This is a genomic window from Streptomyces bugieae, assembly GCF_036352915.1.
In the GTDB taxonomy this organism is placed as follows: domain Bacteria; phylum Actinomycetota; class Actinomycetes; order Streptomycetales; family Streptomycetaceae; genus Streptomyces; species Streptomyces endophytica.
Window position 1 is genome coordinate 37,127 of the sequence record NZ_JAZBJP010000045.1, and the last position, 16,514, is coordinate 53,640.

A 16,514-nucleotide genomic window follows, 5' to 3' on the forward strand; every position below is an offset into this window, starting at 1 on the left:
ACCCGGCCGGGCCGGCAAATGGTTCGCCAGTCGTTCACCCGAGGTGAGATCCTGGGGGACGTATGTCCAGTCAGCCTGCCTCCGCCCTGCCCGACGGCATCTCCTCCACCCCGCCCGGCACCGCTGCTCCCACTCTCCCCGCGCTGAGCGCACGCCTGCCCGAGCTGATGCTGCGCGACGCGCAGCGGCTGGGGCGCCGGCTCGACGGCGCGCGCCGGATCCGTAAGCCCGAAGCCCGGGCGGCCGTGCTCGCCGAGATCGCCGACGGCATCGACGAGGCCGAGCTGCGGGTCGCCCAGCGGCGGGCCGCGCTCCCGGAGATCACCTATCCGGAAGAGCTGCCGGTCAGCCAGAAGAAGGACGACATCCTCGCGGCGATCCGCGACCACCAGGTCGTGATCGTGGCCGGCGAGACCGGTTCCGGCAAGACGACCCAGATCCCGAAGATCTGCCTGGAGCTCGGCCGGGGCGTGCGCGGTCTGATCGGGCACACCCAGCCGCGCCGGATCGCGGCCCGTACGGTCGCCGAACGCGTCGCGGAGGAGCTGAAGACCCCGCTGGGCGAGGTGGTCGGCTGGAAGGTCCGCTTCACCGACCAGGTCGGCGCCGACACCCTCGTCAAGCTGATGACGGACGGCATCCTGCTCGCCGAGATCCAGACCGACCGCGAGCTGCGCCAGTACGACACGATCATCATCGACGAGGCGCACGAGCGCAGCCTCAACATCGACTTCATCCTCGGCTATCTGGCGCAGCTGCTGCCCCGGCGCCCCGACCTGAAGGTCGTGATCACCTCCGCGACCATCGACCCGGAGCGGTTCGCGCGGCACTTCGGCTCGTTCGCCACGGTCGGGGCGGCGAAGGCCACCGCGGGCGACGGCGACGCGGCCCCCAGCGCGCCGATCGTCGAGGTGTCCGGCCGTACGTATCCGGTGGAGGTGCGCTACCGCCCGCTGCTGGAAGAAGGCGGCCAGGACGCAGACCGCGACCAGATCACCGCGATCTGCGACGCGGTGGACGAGCTGCAGGCCGAGGGGCCGGGCGACATCCTGGTCTTCCTCTCCGGCGAGCGGGAGATCCGCGACACGGCGGACGCGCTCAACAAGAAGCAGCTGCCGCACACCGAGGTCCTGCCGCTGTACGCCCGGCTGTCGCACGCCGAGCAGCACCGCGTCTTCCAGCGCCATACCGGCCGGCGGATCGTGCTGGCCACGAACGTCGCCGAGACCTCGCTGACCGTGCCGGGCATCCGGTACGTCATCGACCCGGGCATGGCCCGGATCTCCCGCTACAGCTACCGCACCAAGGTCCAGCGGCTGCCCATCGAGCCGGTCTCGCAGGCCAGCGCCAACCAGCGCAAGGGCCGCTGCGGCCGGACCAGCGACGGCATCTGCATCCGGCTGTACTCCGAGGACGACTTCCTCTCCCGCCCCGAGTTCACCGACGCGGAGATCCTCCGGACGAACCTGGCCTCCGTCATCCTGCAGATGACCGCGGCCGGCCTCGGTGACATCGAGAAGTTCCCGTTCATCGATCCGCCGGACCGCCGCAACATCAAGGACGGCGTGCAGCTCCTCGAAGAGCTCGGCGCGCTCGATCCGAAGCAGAAGGACCCGAAGAAGCGGCTCACCCAGACCGGCCGCAAGCTGTCCCAGCTGCCGGTCGACCCGCGGCTGGCGCGGATGGTGCTGGAGGCGGACCGCAACGGCTGCGTCCGCGAGGTCATGGTCATCGCGGCCGCGCTGTCCATCCAGGACCCGCGCGAACGGCCCTCCGACAAGCAGCAGCAGGCCGATCAGCAGCACGCCCGCTTCAAGGACGAGACCAGCGACTTCCTGGCGTTCCTGAACCTCTGGCGCTACGTGCGCGAGCAGCAGAGGGAGCTGTCCTCGTCGGCCTTCCGCCGGATGTGCCGCAACGAGTTCCTGAACTACCTGCGGATACGCGAGTGGCAGGACATCTACTCCCAGCTGCGCACGGTCGCCAAGACGATGGGAATCCATCTGAGCGAGCAGGACGCGGCACCGGACCACATCCACACCTCCCTCCTCGCCGGTTTGCTTTCGCACATCGGCCTGAAGGACACGGACGCCAAGAACGAGTACCTCGGCGCCCGGAGCGCCAAGTTCGCGGTCTTCCCCGGCTCCGCGCTCTTCAAGAAGCCCCCGCGCTGGGTGATGTCCGCCGAGCTGGTCGAGACCTCCCGGCTGTGGGCGCGGGTGAACGCGAAGGTCGAGCCGGAGTGGATCGAGCCGCTCGCCCAGCACCTGGTCAAGCGCACGTACAGCGAGCCGCACTGGGAACAGAAGATGGCCGCGGTGATGGCGTACGAGCGGGTCACGCTCTACGGCGTGCCGATCGTCGCCCAGCGCAAGGTCAACTACGGCCGGATCGATCCGGAGACCTCGCGCGAGCTGTTCATCCGCAACGCCCTGGTGGAGGGCGATTGGCGCACCCACCACCAGTTCTTCCATGACAACCGCAAACTCCTCGGCGAGGTCGAGGAGTTGGAGCACCGCGCCCGGCGCCGCGACATCCTCGTGGACGACGAGACGCTCTTCGACTTCTACGACCGGCGGATCCCCGACCACGTCGTCTCCGGCGCCCACTTCGACTCCTGGTGGAAGACCAAGCGCCGGGACGAGCCGGAGCTGCTGAACTTCGAGCACTCGATGCTCATCAACGAATCCGCCGAGGCCGTCACGAAGGACGACTACCCGGATTCCTGGCGGCAGGGAAAGCTGAAGTTCAAGGTCACGTACCAGTTCGAGCCGGGCGCGGACGCGGACGGCGTGACCGTCCACATACCGCTGCAGGTCCTCAACCAGGTCGCCTCCGACGGCTTCGACTGGCAGATCCCGGGCCTGCGCGAGCAGCTGGTGACGGAGCTGATCCGGTCACTGCCGAAGCCGATCCGGCGCAACTACGTGCCGGCGCCGAACTTCGCGGCCCGCTTCCTGGACTCCGCGGTGCCGCTGCAGGGCTCTCTGACGGCCTCGCTGGCCGCCGGGCTGCAGCGGATGGTGGGCGTGCCCGTCGACCCGGCGGACTTCGACGTGGCCAAGGTCCCCGACCACCTCAAGATCACTTTCCGGGTGGTCGACGAGCGGCGGCGCAAGCTCGCCGAGGCCAAGGACCTGGAGGCGCTGCGGCACAAGCTCAAGCCGAAGACCCAGGCGGCCATCTCCAAGGCCTTCGAGCAGGCCGCCGAACGGCCCGGCCGGGGCCGCAAGGGCGGCGGGGCCGCGGCCGACGAGGCGGCGCCGGCCGGCGTGGAGCAGCGCACCGGCCTCACGTCCTGGACGATCGGCGCGCTGCCGCGCACGGTCGAGACCCGGCGGGCGGGCCAGCTGCTGAAGGCGTACCCGGCCCTGGTGGACGAGGGCGGCAGCGTCGCGGTCCGGATCTTCGACACCGAGGCCGCGCAGCAGTCGGCGATGTGGGCGGGCACCCGCCGCCTCATCCTGCTCAACATCCCCTCCAACCCCGCCAAGTTCGCCCAGGACAAGCTGAGCAACCAGCAGAAGCTCGCGCTGTCCCGCAATCCGCACGGCTCGATCGGGGCGCTCTTCGACGACTGCGTGACCGCCGCCGCGGACCGCCTGATCGCGGCGCGGGGCGGCCCGGCGTGGGACGAGGAGTCCTTCCGCAAGCTGTTCGACGCCGTCCGGTCCGACCTGGTGGACGTCACGCTGCGGACGATCCAGCAGGTGCAGGAGGTGCTGGCCGCCTGGCAGGCGTGTGAGCGCCGGCTGAAGGAGACGTCCTTCCCCTCGCTGCTGCCGTCGCTGACGGACGTCAAGGAGCAGCTGGCACAGCTCATCAAGCCCGGCTTCGTGACCGCGCACGGCGCCAAGCGGCTGCCGGACCTGATGCGCTATCTGATCGCCGTCGACCGCCGTCTGACGCAGCTGCCGACCAACGCCGAGCGGGACCGCACCCGTATGGCGAAGGTGAAGGAGATGCAGGACGAATACGCCTGGCTGCTGGAGCAGTTCCCGCCGGGCCGTGCGGTGCCGGCCGAGGCCCGCGAGATCCGCTGGATGATCGAGGAGCTCCGGGTCAGCTACTTCGCGCACGCCCTGGGCACCGCGTACCCGGTCTCCGACAAGCGGATCATGAAGGCGGTGGACGCGGCGGTGCCCGCCTGAGGGGCGGGCACCGGCATCGAGTTCGACCGCACCCCCTGACCTGCTGTACAGTCTTGCTTCGCAGCCCGCCGCAAGCGGAAAGCGAAACGCAAGGTCCTGTGGAGCAGTTTGGAGTGCTCGCCACCCTGTCAAGGTGGAGGCCGCGGGTTCAAATCCCGTCAGGACCGCTTTTTACGGCCCGTATCCCCTGGGGATGCGGGCCGTACTGCTGCCCGGAGAGGCCGCGCCCGCGGCGAGGCCGCCATCGGAGACAGCAAATCCCGTCAGGACCGCTTCTGTTCGGCCCGCATCCTTCTCGGATGCGGGCCGTTCTGCGTTCGCGGATGCTGCGTCCGCGGGCGCCGTGCGTATCCGCCGTCCGCCGTGTGCCGTGCGCCGGTCCGGTGCTCGCCCGCCGCTGCCGCTTTTCGCGCGCCGTCGGCTGCGGGCGGTGACTGCTTTGCTGCCCACCGTATTGACGGGACCTTCCGGCGCCGGTACTCACTTGGGAAGGTTGTGGGGGCCGGGGAGGTATGCGCGATGACGACTGCGGTACGGCACGAAACCAGGGCGCTGTTGCGGGCCCATCTGGCCGCGGCCACGGGCTACCGCCATCTGACGCGGCACTGCCCCATCTGCCATCAGCTGCTGCGGCTCGCCATGGAGCCGCACACGGCCCGCTCCGGGCCCGCCACGCCGCCGCCCGCGCCCGCTCCCGACCCGACCCCCGCGCCGGCCGCCAGCGAGCCGCCGGCGGCCGAGGACAAAAGTCCCGCGCCACGGTGACCAAGGGCGCCCGCGTGACGTCTTGTCCGGTGGCAGTGTGGGGAGCGGAAGGGCCTCACGGGAGGGGGCAACTCCCCTACCGCAGTGGGCGGATCGCTACAAGCGGCGCGCCGTGTGACGGGAGTCACCGAACAAGTTTCACCGGGCGGGGAACTTACACCCGCCCTACAACGGGTCAATTTAATATGTGCAATTGCACCACCCTCCAGGCGTATCGAATGCCCTTTCCCGGAGTCACTCCCGAAGGCCCTCGGAGGGCCTCTGAAGGCACCGTGCGCGCCGCCGGACGCCGGCCCCGGCGACAGGTGGCCCGAGCCTCCTGACCGGCCCTGGAGCGGCCGTACACAAAAAAATCGCGCTGGACCCGGCGGAGTCCAGCGCGATCGGTGACGTACCCAGGTGGAGCGGGTGTGGGCCTGTTGGGGTCAGGCGCCGCGTCGTATGAAGCTGTGTGAAGCGTGGTGGAGCAGGTCGAGCCTGGTGCGCGAAGCGGGCGTTTTCGGGTTGGGGGCCCCGAAAACAGCCTGGCTACGCGGCTTTTCAGGCCTCGCTGCGCTGCTGCGGAATGCCCGCCAGCAGTGCGCGGACCTCAGCCTCGCGGTAACGCCGATGTCCTCCGAGCGTGCGGATGGACGTGAGCTTGCCTGCCTTGGCCCAGCGGGTGACCGTCTTGGGGTCGACACGGAACATCGTGGCAACCTCGGCAGGGGTCAGCAGCGGCTCGGCGTCAGGGGTGCGAGCGGTCATGAGCGGCCTCCTCGGGAGAACCGAACCATCACGGTTCTTTCCTCTAAATTCTGCACCTTGACCCACGTTGCCCGAAATGGCGGACGCGGGCCGAGTCGGTTATAGGACGAACGGCTTGTCCTCGGCACTACAACTACACCATCTGTCCAGCCACGTCGGCCAAACCGATGGAATTGCCCTCTCAGGTGTTCAACCTCGGCGGATGCCGATGGACCGTGCCATAGCGGACAGTCACACCGCCGTGACGATCAGTCACAACGTGCTCAGCCGCCACGAGACCCCTCAAGGAACGCAATACCGATCTATCCGCCCTTAGTTGGACGGAAGGAGCCCGGGTCGGGCTCCTTGTCCTATTTTGGCACGAGGAAGAGGCTTGCTAGCAAGACCCGAAGTCAGTGCTTTAGGTCACGCTTGAGGCAATCGCCCGGTTAAGGGCCTACGTCCCTTACCGCCCGACCACCGTGAAGCGAGCACCGTACGACAGCACCGTGAACTCGGGAAAGGGTTCGGGCGGTCAGCTCGAGAACTGACGTTCGCGGACCGCGCGCCACCGCTGGGAGAGCTTCTCGTACGCGGCACCGGCCCGCTCGCCGTCCCCCTCGCGCAGCGCCGCCAGTCCCTCCGCCACCTCGGCGGCGGAACGGTCCTCGGCGAGCTGCCCCTCGGGCACCGCGTGCACCAGCCCTCCGTAGTCCAGCTCCACGAGCGAGCGTGGGTGGAATTCCTCGAGCCAGCGCCCCACATCTACCAGGCCGTCGATCAGCGGGCCCTCTTCCAGGGCGCTCCGCAGCGTCCGCAATCCCCGCGCGACCCGCCGTCTGGCCTGCACCATCGGCGTGCGGTAACGCAGCACGGTCCCCTGGTCACCCTCCGCGTACTCCCGCTCGGCGTCGTCGAAAAGGACGAACCAGCGGACCGGGACGTGCCAGGTCGCGCCGCGGATCCACGGCCGGGCGTCGGGGTTGCGCTCCCGCCACCGCTCGTAGTCGGTGGCGGCCTGCCGGCGCACGACCGGGGGCAGCGCCGCGTCGAGCACCGCCGCCGGCAGCAGCTCCTCCAGCCCCTCCAGCGCCTGCCAGCCGCGCAGCCGGGTGCGCCAGGGACAGACGCACACGACCTCGTTCAGGACCGTGACGAAGGCGTCCGCGCTCTCGTGGACCGGGACCGGCACCGGCGGGGTCGGCAGCAGGTCGGCCAGCGCCCGGCGCTGCTCGTCCTGGGCGGTGGGGGTGTCCGCCCGCTTGGCATAGCGCGCCCAGTGGGAGCGCTCCGGCTCGGGGAACGCTGCCAGCGGCTCGTAGACCCGCAGATATGCCATGTACGGGACCTGCACCGATGACGCCAGGGCCACACCCGCTCCTTACGAGGGAAGTCCACCGCCCGAGGACCCGCCGCACGGCGTGCCCGACACGCCCGAGGGCCCCCGACCGGCCTGCGATACGACCAGATCGTCCCACGTCCGTCCCCCGGGAGAGGGTGATCCTCGGCACCTGACCGATCAACCGCCGTCGCAGGTCTTACGCTCTTCCCAACCGGCCCTCCCCACCCGTAGGAGGGCGTCCTTCGCGACTTATGGGAGTCACCACCGTGACTGACGTACGTCCGGCCCCCGCCGGCACCGACGGCGGCGTTCTGCACACCCTGTTCCGATCGGAACAAGGGGGCCATGAGCAGGTCGTTCTCTGCCAGGACCGGGCCAGTGGCCTGAAGGCAGTGATCGCCATCCACAGCACCGCGCTGGGTCCCGCGCTCGGCGGCACCCGCTTCCACGCCTACGCCTCCGAGGAGGAGGCCGTGCTGGACGCCCTGAACCTGTCGCGCGGCATGTCCTACAAGAACGCCCTCGCCGGGCTGGACCACGGCGGCGGCAAGGCCGTGATCATCGGCGACCCCGATCTGATCAAGACCGAGGAACTGCTGCTCGCCTACGGCCGGTTCGTGGCCTCGCTCGGGGGCCGCTACGTCACCGCCTGCGACGTCGGCACGTACGTCGCCGACATGGACGTGGTCGCCCGCACGAACAAGTGGACCACCGGCCGCTCCCCCGCCAACGGCGGCGCCGGCGACTCCTCCGTCCTGACCGCCTACGGCGTCTTCCAGGGCATGCGCGCCTCGGCGCAGGCCCTGTGGGGCGATCCGACGCTGCGCGGCCGCAAGGTGGGCATCGCCGGCGTGGGCAAGGTCGGCCACCTCCTCGTCGAACACCTCCTCAAGGACGGTGCCGAGGTCGTGATCACGGACGTCCGCGCCGACGCGGTGGCGCGGGTCCGCGCCGAGCACCCGCAGGTCACCGCGGTCGCGGACACCGAGGCGCTGATCCGCACCGAGGGCCTGGACGTGTACGCGCCGTGCGCCCTGGGCGGGGCGCTCAGCGATGACTCGGTGCCGGTGCTCACCGCGAAGGTGGTGTGCGGCGCGGCCAACAACCAGCTCGCGCACCCCGGCGTCGAGAAGGACCTCTCCGACCGCGGCATTCTCTACGCCCCCGACTACGTCGTGAACGCCGGCGGCGTCATCCAGGTGGCCGACGAACTGCACGGCTTCGACTTCGACCGCTGCAAGACCAAGGCGGCGAAGATCTTCGACACCACGCTGGCGATATTCGCTCGTGCGAAGGCGGACGGTATCCCGCCGGCGGCGGCCGCCGACCGGCTGGCGGAGCAGCGGATGGCGGAGGCGCGGAGGAGCTGACCGAAAGTTCCGGCCAAGGCGGCCGGAAACACCACCTTGCGCGGCCCGCCACGGCCGGTCGGGGAGACATCCCTCACCACCCGTCGGCGGGTCGCCGTACGGGACAGGTTAAAATCGCAGTTGACCAGCGGGGACGGGGCACCCTGCGGGTCGTGCCGAGCGGCGGGTGATGCGGGCGACGTACCGTATGGCCGCGGAAGCAGGTACCGTTAAAGCTCTACGGGCCGGTCTCTCTGTCGAGAGCCCGCTCTGATCCATGAACGCGTGTCAAGACTCTGGGGCCATCGAGCCCCGTCACTGAGGGGGTCGACCCATGGGGCGCGGCCGGGCCAAGGCCAAGCAGACAAAGGTCGCCCGCCAGCTGAAGTACAACAGCGGTGGGACGGATCTCTCAGCACTGGCCAGCGAGCTGGGTGCAAGTACGGCACCGTCGAGCCAGCAGCCTCCGAACGCGGAGCCGTTCGAGGATGCCGAAGACGACCCGTACGCACGGTACGCAGAGCTGTACAACGACGACGATGACGAGGATGAGGGCGACTCCTCACAGCAGCGTCGTCGTGCTTGACGTTCTGCGCGCTCGCGGCACCCGCTCACAGCATCACGGACCCGGTCCTGGGCATTGCCCGGGCCGGGTTTTGTGCTGCCCGGAAGGAGCGCGTCCGGGTGCCGGCCCGCCGGGAACCAGCCGTACCGGTCCGCCGGAGGCGCGCCGCAGCGGCGGCCGCACCGGTGGGTGCCGGTGCGGCGGCCGGTCCGCTCAGGCGGCGTAGTCACCGGTCAGGGTCACCGCGTCGGCGTGGTCGCCGCGCTCGACGATCTCACCGCTGACCCAGGCGTCCACCCCGCGGTCGGCGAGCGTGGTCAGCGCCACGTCCACCGACTCCTGCGGGACGACGGCGATCATGCCGACGCCCATGTTCAGGGTCTTCTCCAGCTCCAGGCGCTCGACCGAGCCGGCCGTGCCGACCAGGTCGAAGACCGGTCCCGGCGTCCAGGTCGCGCGGTCGACGGTGGCGTGCAGCCCGTCCGGGACGACCCGGGCGAGGTTGTTGGCCAGTCCGCCGCCGGTGATGTGCGAGAAGGCGTGGACCTCGGTCGTGCGGGTCAGCGCCAGGCAGTCCAGCGAGTAGATCTTCGTGGGCTCCAGGAGCTCCTCGCCCAGGGTCCGGCCGAACTCGGCGACTTCCTGGTCGAGGGCCATCCCGGCCCGCTCGAAGAGGACGTGCCGGACCAGGGAGTACCCGTTCGAGTGAAGTCCGGACGAGGCCATCGCGATCACCGCGTCGCCCGTACGGATACGATCCGCGCCCAGCAGCCGGTCCGCCTCGACGACGCCCGTGCCGGCGCCGGCCACGTCGAACTCGTCCGCGCCCAGCAGGCCCGGGTGCTCCGCGGTCTCGCCACCGACCAGCGCGCAGCCGGCCAGCACGCAGCCCTCGGCGATGCCCTTGACGATCGCCGCGACCCGCTCCGGGTAGACCTTGCCGACGCAGATGTAGTCGGTCATGAACAGCGGCTCGGCGCCGCACACGACCAGGTCGTCGACGACCATGCCGACGAGGTCGTGGCCGATGGTGTCGTAGACGCCCATCTTGCGGGCGATGTCGACCTTGGTGCCCACGCCGTCGGTGGCCGAGGCCAGCAGCGGGCGTTCGTAGCGCTTGAGGACGGAGGCGTCGAAGAGGCCGGCGAAGCCCCCGAGCCCACCGACGACCTCGGGGCGGGTGGCCTTCTTCACCCACTCCTTCATCAGGTCCACGGCGCGGTCGCCGGCTTCGATGTCGACGCCCGCGCTCGCGTAGCTGGCGCCGGAAGGTTCAGCGGACATGGCTGAGAACTTTCGTGTCGTGTGTGTACGAGCTCTACGGGCGACGCAGCGCGTCGGCCCCGCCGACCCCGGCGGTGAGCGTCTGGACGCCGTCCACGTCGGACTTCGTCGGTGCCGCGGTCTCCGACTCCAGGAGGTGCTTGCCCAGCAGCTCCGGGTCGGGCAGCTCCATCGGGTACTCGCCGTCGAAGCAGGCGCGGCACAGGTTCGGCTTGGCGATCGTGGTCGCCTCGATCATGCCGTCGATGGAGATGTACGCGAGCGAATCGGCGCCCAGCGACTTGCCGATCTCCTCCACGCTCAGCCCGTTGGCGATCAGCTCCGCGCGGGTGGCGAAGTCGATGCCGAAGAAGCACGGCCACTTGATGGGCGGCGAGGAGATCCGGATGTGGACCTCGGCCGCTCCGGCCTCGCGCAGCATCCGCACCAGCGCCCGCTGGGTGTTGCCGCGGACGATCGAGTCGTCGACGACGACCAGCCGCTTGCCGCGGATGACTTCCTTGAGCGGGTTGAGCTTGAGGCGGATGCCGAGCTGGCGGATGGTCTGCGAGGGCTGGATGAAGGTCCGGCCGACGTAGGAGTTCTTGACCAGGCCGGAGCCGTAGGGGATGCCGCTGGCCTCGGCGTAGCCGACCGCGGCGGGGGTGCCGGACTCCGGTGTCGCTATCACCAGGTCCGCGTCGGCGGGCGCCTCGGCGGCCAGCTTGCGGCCCATCTCCACACGGGAGAGGTACACGTTGCGGCCGGCGATGTCGGTGTCCGGGCGGGCGAGGTAGACGTACTCGAAGACACAGCCCTTGGGGCGGGCCTCGGCGAAGCGGCTGCTGCGCAGGCCGTCCTCGTCGATGGCGACCATCTCGCCGGGCTCGATCTCCCGGATGAAGCTGGCGCCGACGATGTCCAGGGCGGCGGTCTCGGAGGCCACCACCCAGCCGCGCTCCAGGCGGCCGAGGACCAGCGGGCGGATGCCCTGCGGGTCGCGGGCGGCGTAGAGCGTGTGCTCGTCCATGAAGCAGAGCGAGAAGGCGCCCATGACCTTGGGCAGGACGCGCGGCGCGGCCTCCTCGACGGTCAGCGGCTTGCCGTCCTCGTCGACCTGGCCGGCGAGCAGCGCGGTCACCAGGTCGGTGTCGTTGGTCGCCGCGACCTGGGTCGCGCGGCCGCCCTCGCGGGGCAGCGCGGCGACCATCTCGGCCAGCTCGGCGGTGTTGACCAGGTTGCCGTTGTGGCCGAGCGCGATGGAACCGTGCGCGGTGGCGCGGAACGTCGGCTGGGCGTTCTCCCACACCGAGGCACCGGTGGTGGAGTAGCGGGCATGGCCCACGGCGATGTGGCCCTGGAGGGAGCCGAGGGAAGTCTCGTCGAAGACCTGGGACACCAGGCCCATGTCCTTGAAGACGAGGATCTGGGAGCCGTTGCTCACCGCGATGCCCGCGGACTCCTGTCCACGGTGCTGCAGCGCATACAGCCCGAAATAGGTGAGTTTGGCGACCTCTTCACCCGGAGCCCAGACACCGAAGACGCCGCAAGCGTCCTGGGGGCCCTTCTCGCCGGGGAGCAGGTCGTGGTTGAGTCGTCCGTCACCACGTGGCACGCCCCCGAGTCTAGGGCAGGTCGCGGATTCATCCGAACCGGGGATGGCCGCGGATCTGGATGAGTGCATGAACGGGACATGAAGCGTGCTTGACGTGGTCACGGCCACGCGGACAGGATTTCTGCCCATGCAGACCCCGCAGCCCTTGGCGCACCTGGTGTGTTGCCGGGCGCCCCGCTCCGCGCAGCGCCTGGTGCGCCGCCGTCATGTCGACCTCGGTCGCGTCGCGAGCGCGATCTGTCGCTGAGCACCAGCAGCGTAGCTGCGGGTGACGACGGGTCCGGCGAAATTCCCGGACCACCCCGCTGAGCTGGCCTTTCGCCACGCCGTCGCCCTTCCTGCCATCCACCCGGAATGTCGCTTCAGTCCCGTACGCACCACATGCCGTACGGGCGCCCCGGCATTCCGGTGTGAGATACGCGACGCCTCTCCGCCCGCCGCCGCCCCCGGGGGCCCGCGCGCCGCACCCCGCCCCGAGACGACCACTCCGGAGAGCCGAACCCATGCCGTCCGTCGATCCTGCCCACACCTCCGCGGCGCCCGATATGTCGCCCAACTCCCCCGATTCCGCCGATCCCTCCGCCCCCGTCCCGCCCACCGGCCTCTCGCGGCGCACCTTCGGCGGGCTCGCCGGCGCCGGTGCCGCGGCCGCCGTGGGCGGGCTGGGCGCCATCGCCCCGGTGGCCGGCGCGACCCCCGCCGCGGCCGCCGCCCCGTTCACCGAGGAGGCGTTCCGTGCCGCGCCCGGCCGGCACGCGCGGCGCCCCAACATCCTCTTCATCCTGGGCGACGACCTGGGCTGGGCCGACCTCTCCTCGTACGGCTCGCCCCACATCCGTACGCCGCACCTGGACCGGCTGGCGCGCCAGGGCGTCCGCTTCACCGACGCCTACGCCGGCTCCGCCACCTGCTCGCCCACCCGCTTCTCCCTCTACACCGGCCGGTATCCGGGCCGTACGAAGGGCGGGCTCGCCGAGCCGATCGCGGACAAGAGCGTGGGACTGGACCCGCACCACCCCACCCTCGCCTCGCTGCTGCGCACCGCCGGCTACGCGACGGCGCTGATCGGCAAGTGGCACTGCGGCTACCTGCCGGACCACAGCCCCACCAAGTCGGGCTGGGAGACCTTCTTCGGCAACTTCGGCGGGGCGCTGGAGTACTACTCGAAGCTGGGGCTGGCCGGGGAGTACGACCTCTACGAGGGCGACGCCGCGTACAAGGATCTGCGCTACTACACCCGGATCCTCACCGAGCGGGCGGTCGACTACGTCGAGCGCGACCATGACAAGCCCTGGCTGCTGAACCTCAACTTCACCACCCCGCACTGGCCGTGGATCGCCGACGGCGACGAGGAGGAGAGCGCGAAGATCGTCCGCCGGATCGAGGCGGGCGAGCCGGGCGCGCTCTGGCACCAGGACGGCGGCTCGCTGGAGAAGTACCGCGAGATGGTCGAGGACCTCGACCGCTCGATCGGCGAGGTGCTGGCCGCGCTCCGCCGCTCCGGCCAGGAGGAGGACACCCTGGTCTTCTTCGCCAGCGACAACGGCGGCGAGCGCTGGTCGTACAACTGGCCGCTGTCCGGGAACAAGGCGTCGCTCCAGGAGGGCGGCATCCGGGTGCCGACCATCGTGCGCTGGCCGGCCCGGCTGCGCCCCGGCCAGGTCAGCCACGAGCCGGTGTTCACCCCGGACTGGACGGCCACGCTGCTGGAGCTCGCCGGCGCCCGGCCGGACCGCGGGCACCCGCTGGACGGTACGAGCCTGGCCGGCTATCTGCTGCGCGGCGAGCGGATCGCCGAGCGCGACCTGTTCTGGCGGGTGCGCGGCGAGCGGGCGCTGCGGCGCGGCGACTGGAAGTACTACCGCGGCAAGAGCGGCAAGGACCAGCTCTTCCACATCGTCGACGATCCCCGCGAGCAGGCCGACAAGGCACCGGACGAACGGCAGCTGCTGGGCGAGCTGCGGGCGGCCTGGGAGGCGGTGGACGCCACGCTGCTGCCGTATCCGAAGGACTGACCGGCCACCTCGCGCCTCCGCCGGCCGCCCATGAGGCTCCGCGGCCGTCAGGCCATCACCGGCAGGTGGGCGCCGAGGCCGGCCCGCTCGCCGCTGGCGCTGACCGTCGCGGCGGCCAGCTCCGCGTCCCAGGTCGTCCGGCCGGTGGCCAGGCGTATCCAGGTCAGCGGGTCGGTCTCGACGACGTTCGGCGGGGTGCCGCGGGTGTGCCGGGGGCCCTCGACGCACTGCACCACGGCGAACGGCGGGACCCGGACCTCGACCGACCCGCCGGGTGCCTTGACGGCCAGCGCATCGGCCAGCAGCCGCGTCGTGGTGGCCAGCGCCTGGCGGTCGTACGGGATCTCCGCGCCGGTCGCCGCGGCCAGGTCGTCGGTGTGCACGACGAGTTCGACGCAGCGGGTGACCAGGTAGTCGGCCAGCCGCATCGCGCCGGGCCGGGCGGCCACCAGGCGCTCCGCACCCTCCGGCGGCAGGGCCTGCTCGAACTCCTCCGCGGTGCGCGCCAGCAGCTCCACGGGGTCGGTGCCGGACGCCAGCGCGCGGGTGTCCGCGTCGATCCCGGGGGCGAGCGGCGCGGTGGCGAACGGCCAGTCCAGCAGGGCGGTCGTCACCTTCGGCGGAGCGGGCAGCGCGAGCGCACGCGGCACGCTGCCGACCGCCATCGCCAGATGCGCCACGAGGTCCCGCACCGTCCAGTCGCCCAGCCGGGTCGGCCGGGCGAACTGATCAGCCGTCAGTTCGCCCACGGCCGCGCGGACGTGCGCGAACTGCGCGAGGACGGCGGCGCGGGTCTTCTTCTCGTCGTACTGGCGGGAGCGCGACTTCCGGGCGGCAGGAGACATGCGATCAGCGTAAGCGGCAGCACCGACAACCGCCCCGCGTCACGGATCGCCCCGAGCCGTCGCCCGCACACACGCCGAACGGCCCGCCAGACGTGCTGGCGGGCCGTTCCGGCCGGAAGGACCCGGGCCACCGGCGGACGGGGCCCAGGGCGGGGCGTCAGGCAATCAGCCCCGGGATGGTGCCTTCGTGGGCGGTGCGCAGTTCGCTCAGCGGGATGCTGAACTCGCCTTGGATGTCGATCTCTTCGCCGTCGACGACACCGATGCGGGTGGCCGGCAGGCCCCGGACGGTGCACATGTCGGTGAAGCGGACTTCCTCGCTCCGCGGCACGGCGACGACCGCACGGCCCGCCGACTCGGAGAACAGGAAGGTGAACGCGTCCAGAGCGTCGGGCACGACGAGCCGGGCACCGGTCCCGCCGCGCAGGCAGGACTCGACGAGGGCCTGGATCAGTCCGCCGTCGGACAGGTCGTGCGCGGCGTCGATCATGCCGTCGCGGGAGGCGGAGATCAGGATCTCGGCCAGCAGCCGCTCCCGCTCCAGGTCCACCTGCGGGGGCAGCCCGCCCAGGTGCTCGTGGACGACCTGCGACCAGGCCGAACCACCGAACTCCTCACGGGTGTCACCGAGCAGGTAGATCAGCTGCCCTTCCTCGGCGAACCCGATCGGCGTGCGGCGGGTGACGTCGTCGATGACACCCAGCACGGCGACGACCGGCGTCGGGTGGATCGCCGTCTCGCCGGTCTGGTTGTAGAGGGAGACGTTGCCGCCGGTCACCGGGGTGCCCAGGGTCTGGCAGGCGTCGGCCAGACCACGGGTGGCCTCGGCGAACTGCCACATGACGGCCGGGTCCTCGGGCGAGCCGAAGTTCAGGCAGTCCGAGACGGCCAACGGCTTGGCACCGGAGGCCGCCACATTGCGGTAGGCCTCGGCGAGCGCCAGCTGCGCACCCGCGTACGGGTCGAGCTTGGCGTACCGGCCGTTGCCGTCCGTGGCCAGCGCGACGCCCAGGTTGGTGTCGGCGTCGATCCGCACCATGCCCGCGTCCTCGGGCTGCGCGAGCACCGTGTTGCCCTGGACGAAACGGTCGTACTGGTCGGTGATCCACGCCTTGGACGCCTGGTTGGGGTGCCCCACCAGCTGCAGGACCTGCTGCTTGAGCTCCTCGCCGCCCGTCGGACGCGGCAGCTGGCCCGCGTCGTCGGCCTGCAGGGCGTCCTGCCAGTCGGGGCGGGCGTAGGGGCGCTGGTAGACCGGGCCCTCGTGGGCGACGGTGCGCGGCGGAACATCGACGATCTGCTCGCCGTGCCAGAAGATCTCCAGGCGTTCGCCGTCGGTGACCTCACCGATGACGGTGGCGATCACGTCCCACTTCTCGCAGATCTCCATGAACCGCTCGACGTGCTGCGGCTCGACGATCGCGCACATCCGCTCCTGCGACTCACTCATGAGGATCTCCTCAGGAGAGAGCGTCGCATCCCGCAGCGGAACGGAGTCCAGCTCGACCCGCATCCCGCCGGAGCCGGCCGATGCCAGCTCACTGGTGGCACACGACAGACCGGCACCACCCAGGTCCTGGATGCCCGCGACCAGCTTCTCCTGGAAGATCTCCAGGGTGCACTCGATGAGCAGCTTCTCCTGGAAGGGGTCACCGACCTGGACGGCCGGGCGCTTGGTCGGCTTGCTGTCGTCGAAGGTCTCGGAGGCGAGCACGGAGACGCCGCCGATGCCGTCGCCGCCGGTGCGGGCGCCGTAGAGGATGACCTTGTTGCCGGCGCCGGAGGCCTTGGCCAGGTGGATGTCCTCGTGCTTCATCACACCGATGCAGCCGGCGTTGACCAGCGGATTGCCCTGGTAGCAGGCGTCGAAGACGACCT

The 16,514-nt window shown here is 70.7% G+C and carries 12 protein-coding genes and 1 tRNA gene; 7 read left to right on the forward strand and 6 right to left on the reverse strand.

Features of this window, described 5'->3' with window-relative positions; translation table 11 throughout:
* Positions 1 to 62: 62 nt before the first annotated feature.
* From hrpA to V2J85_RS36535, 3 genes are all read left to right on the forward strand, one after another.
* Entirely contained in the window at positions 63 to 4,151 is a 4,089-nt protein-coding gene (gene hrpA / locus V2J85_RS36525; RefSeq protein WP_261956914.1) for an ATP-dependent RNA helicase HrpA, read from the forward strand.
* Positions 4,152 to 4,243: 92 nt separating this feature from the next.
* Positions 4,244 to 4,318, forward strand: a tRNA-Asp gene (locus V2J85_RS36530).
* Between the two features lie 352 nt (positions 4,319 to 4,670).
* Positions 4,671 to 4,916, forward strand: coding sequence for a DUF6274 family protein (locus V2J85_RS36535; protein ID WP_261956913.1), 246 nt, complete (start codon positions 4,671 to 4,673; stop codon positions 4,914 to 4,916).
* A 540-nt stretch (positions 4,917 to 5,456) separates the two neighbouring features.
* Here the strand turns inward: V2J85_RS36535 and bldC are convergent.
* A complete protein-coding gene (gene bldC / locus V2J85_RS36540; protein ID WP_003949541.1) occupies positions 5,457 to 5,663 on the reverse strand; it encodes a developmental transcriptional regulator BldC in 207 nt (68 codons plus the stop codon).
* Between the two features lie 514 nt (positions 5,664 to 6,177).
* Complete coding sequence (locus tag V2J85_RS36545; protein ID WP_330823919.1) at positions 6,178 to 7,014, reverse strand: DUF8083 family protein; 837 nt, start codon at positions 7,012 to 7,014, stop codon at positions 6,178 to 6,180.
* Between the two features lie 221 nt (positions 7,015 to 7,235).
* On the opposite strand from V2J85_RS36545, the gene V2J85_RS36550 reads away from it, so the two are divergent.
* Both V2J85_RS36550 and V2J85_RS36555 read left to right on the forward strand, forming a co-directional pair.
* Positions 7,236 to 8,354, forward strand: a complete 1,119-nt coding sequence (locus V2J85_RS36550; protein WP_030416652.1) for a Leu/Phe/Val dehydrogenase — start codon at positions 7,236 to 7,238, stop codon at positions 8,352 to 8,354.
* Positions 8,355 to 8,667: 313 nt separating this feature from the next.
* Positions 8,668 to 8,919 (forward strand): DUF3073 domain-containing protein, encoded by a 252-nt coding sequence (locus tag V2J85_RS36555; protein ID WP_261956911.1) that lies wholly within the window; start codon positions 8,668 to 8,670, stop codon positions 8,917 to 8,919.
* A gap of 192 nt (positions 8,920 to 9,111) precedes the next feature.
* On the opposite strand, the gene purM is transcribed toward V2J85_RS36555, so the two are convergent.
* Both purM and purF read right to left on the reverse strand, forming a co-directional pair.
* Entirely contained in the window at positions 9,112 to 10,182 is a 1,071-nt protein-coding gene (gene purM / locus V2J85_RS36560) for a phosphoribosylformylglycinamidine cyclo-ligase (RefSeq protein WP_261956910.1), read from the reverse strand.
* Positions 10,183 to 10,216: 34 nt separating this feature from the next.
* Complete coding sequence (gene purF, locus V2J85_RS36565) at positions 10,217 to 11,776, reverse strand: amidophosphoribosyltransferase (RefSeq protein ID WP_261956909.1); 1,560 nt, start codon at positions 11,774 to 11,776, stop codon at positions 10,217 to 10,219.
* A 127-nt stretch (positions 11,777 to 11,903) separates the two neighbouring features.
* Between purF and V2J85_RS41520 the strand changes: the two genes are divergently transcribed.
* Together V2J85_RS41520 and V2J85_RS36570 are read left to right on the forward strand one after the other, a co-directional pair.
* Positions 11,904 to 12,023: a putative leader peptide gene (locus tag V2J85_RS41520; RefSeq protein ID WP_362146486.1), complete on the forward strand. Its 120-nt coding sequence runs from the start codon at positions 11,904 to 11,906 to the stop codon at positions 12,021 to 12,023.
* 298 nt (positions 12,024 to 12,321) lie between these two features.
* Entirely contained in the window at positions 12,322 to 13,791 is a 1,470-nt protein-coding gene (locus V2J85_RS36570; protein WP_261957545.1) for a sulfatase family protein, read from the forward strand.
* Between the two features lie 47 nt (positions 13,792 to 13,838).
* Here V2J85_RS36570 and V2J85_RS36575 read toward each other — a convergent pair whose 3' ends face one another.
* Together V2J85_RS36575 and purL are read right to left on the reverse strand one after the other, a co-directional pair.
* A complete protein-coding gene (locus tag V2J85_RS36575; RefSeq protein ID WP_330823920.1) occupies positions 13,839 to 14,636 on the reverse strand; it encodes a maleylpyruvate isomerase family mycothiol-dependent enzyme in 798 nt (265 codons plus the stop codon).
* Between the two features lie 157 nt (positions 14,637 to 14,793).
* Positions 14,794 to 16,514 (reverse strand): phosphoribosylformylglycinamidine synthase subunit PurL (gene purL, locus V2J85_RS36580; protein WP_330823921.1); only part of this gene is annotated, 1,721 nt, incomplete at its 5' end.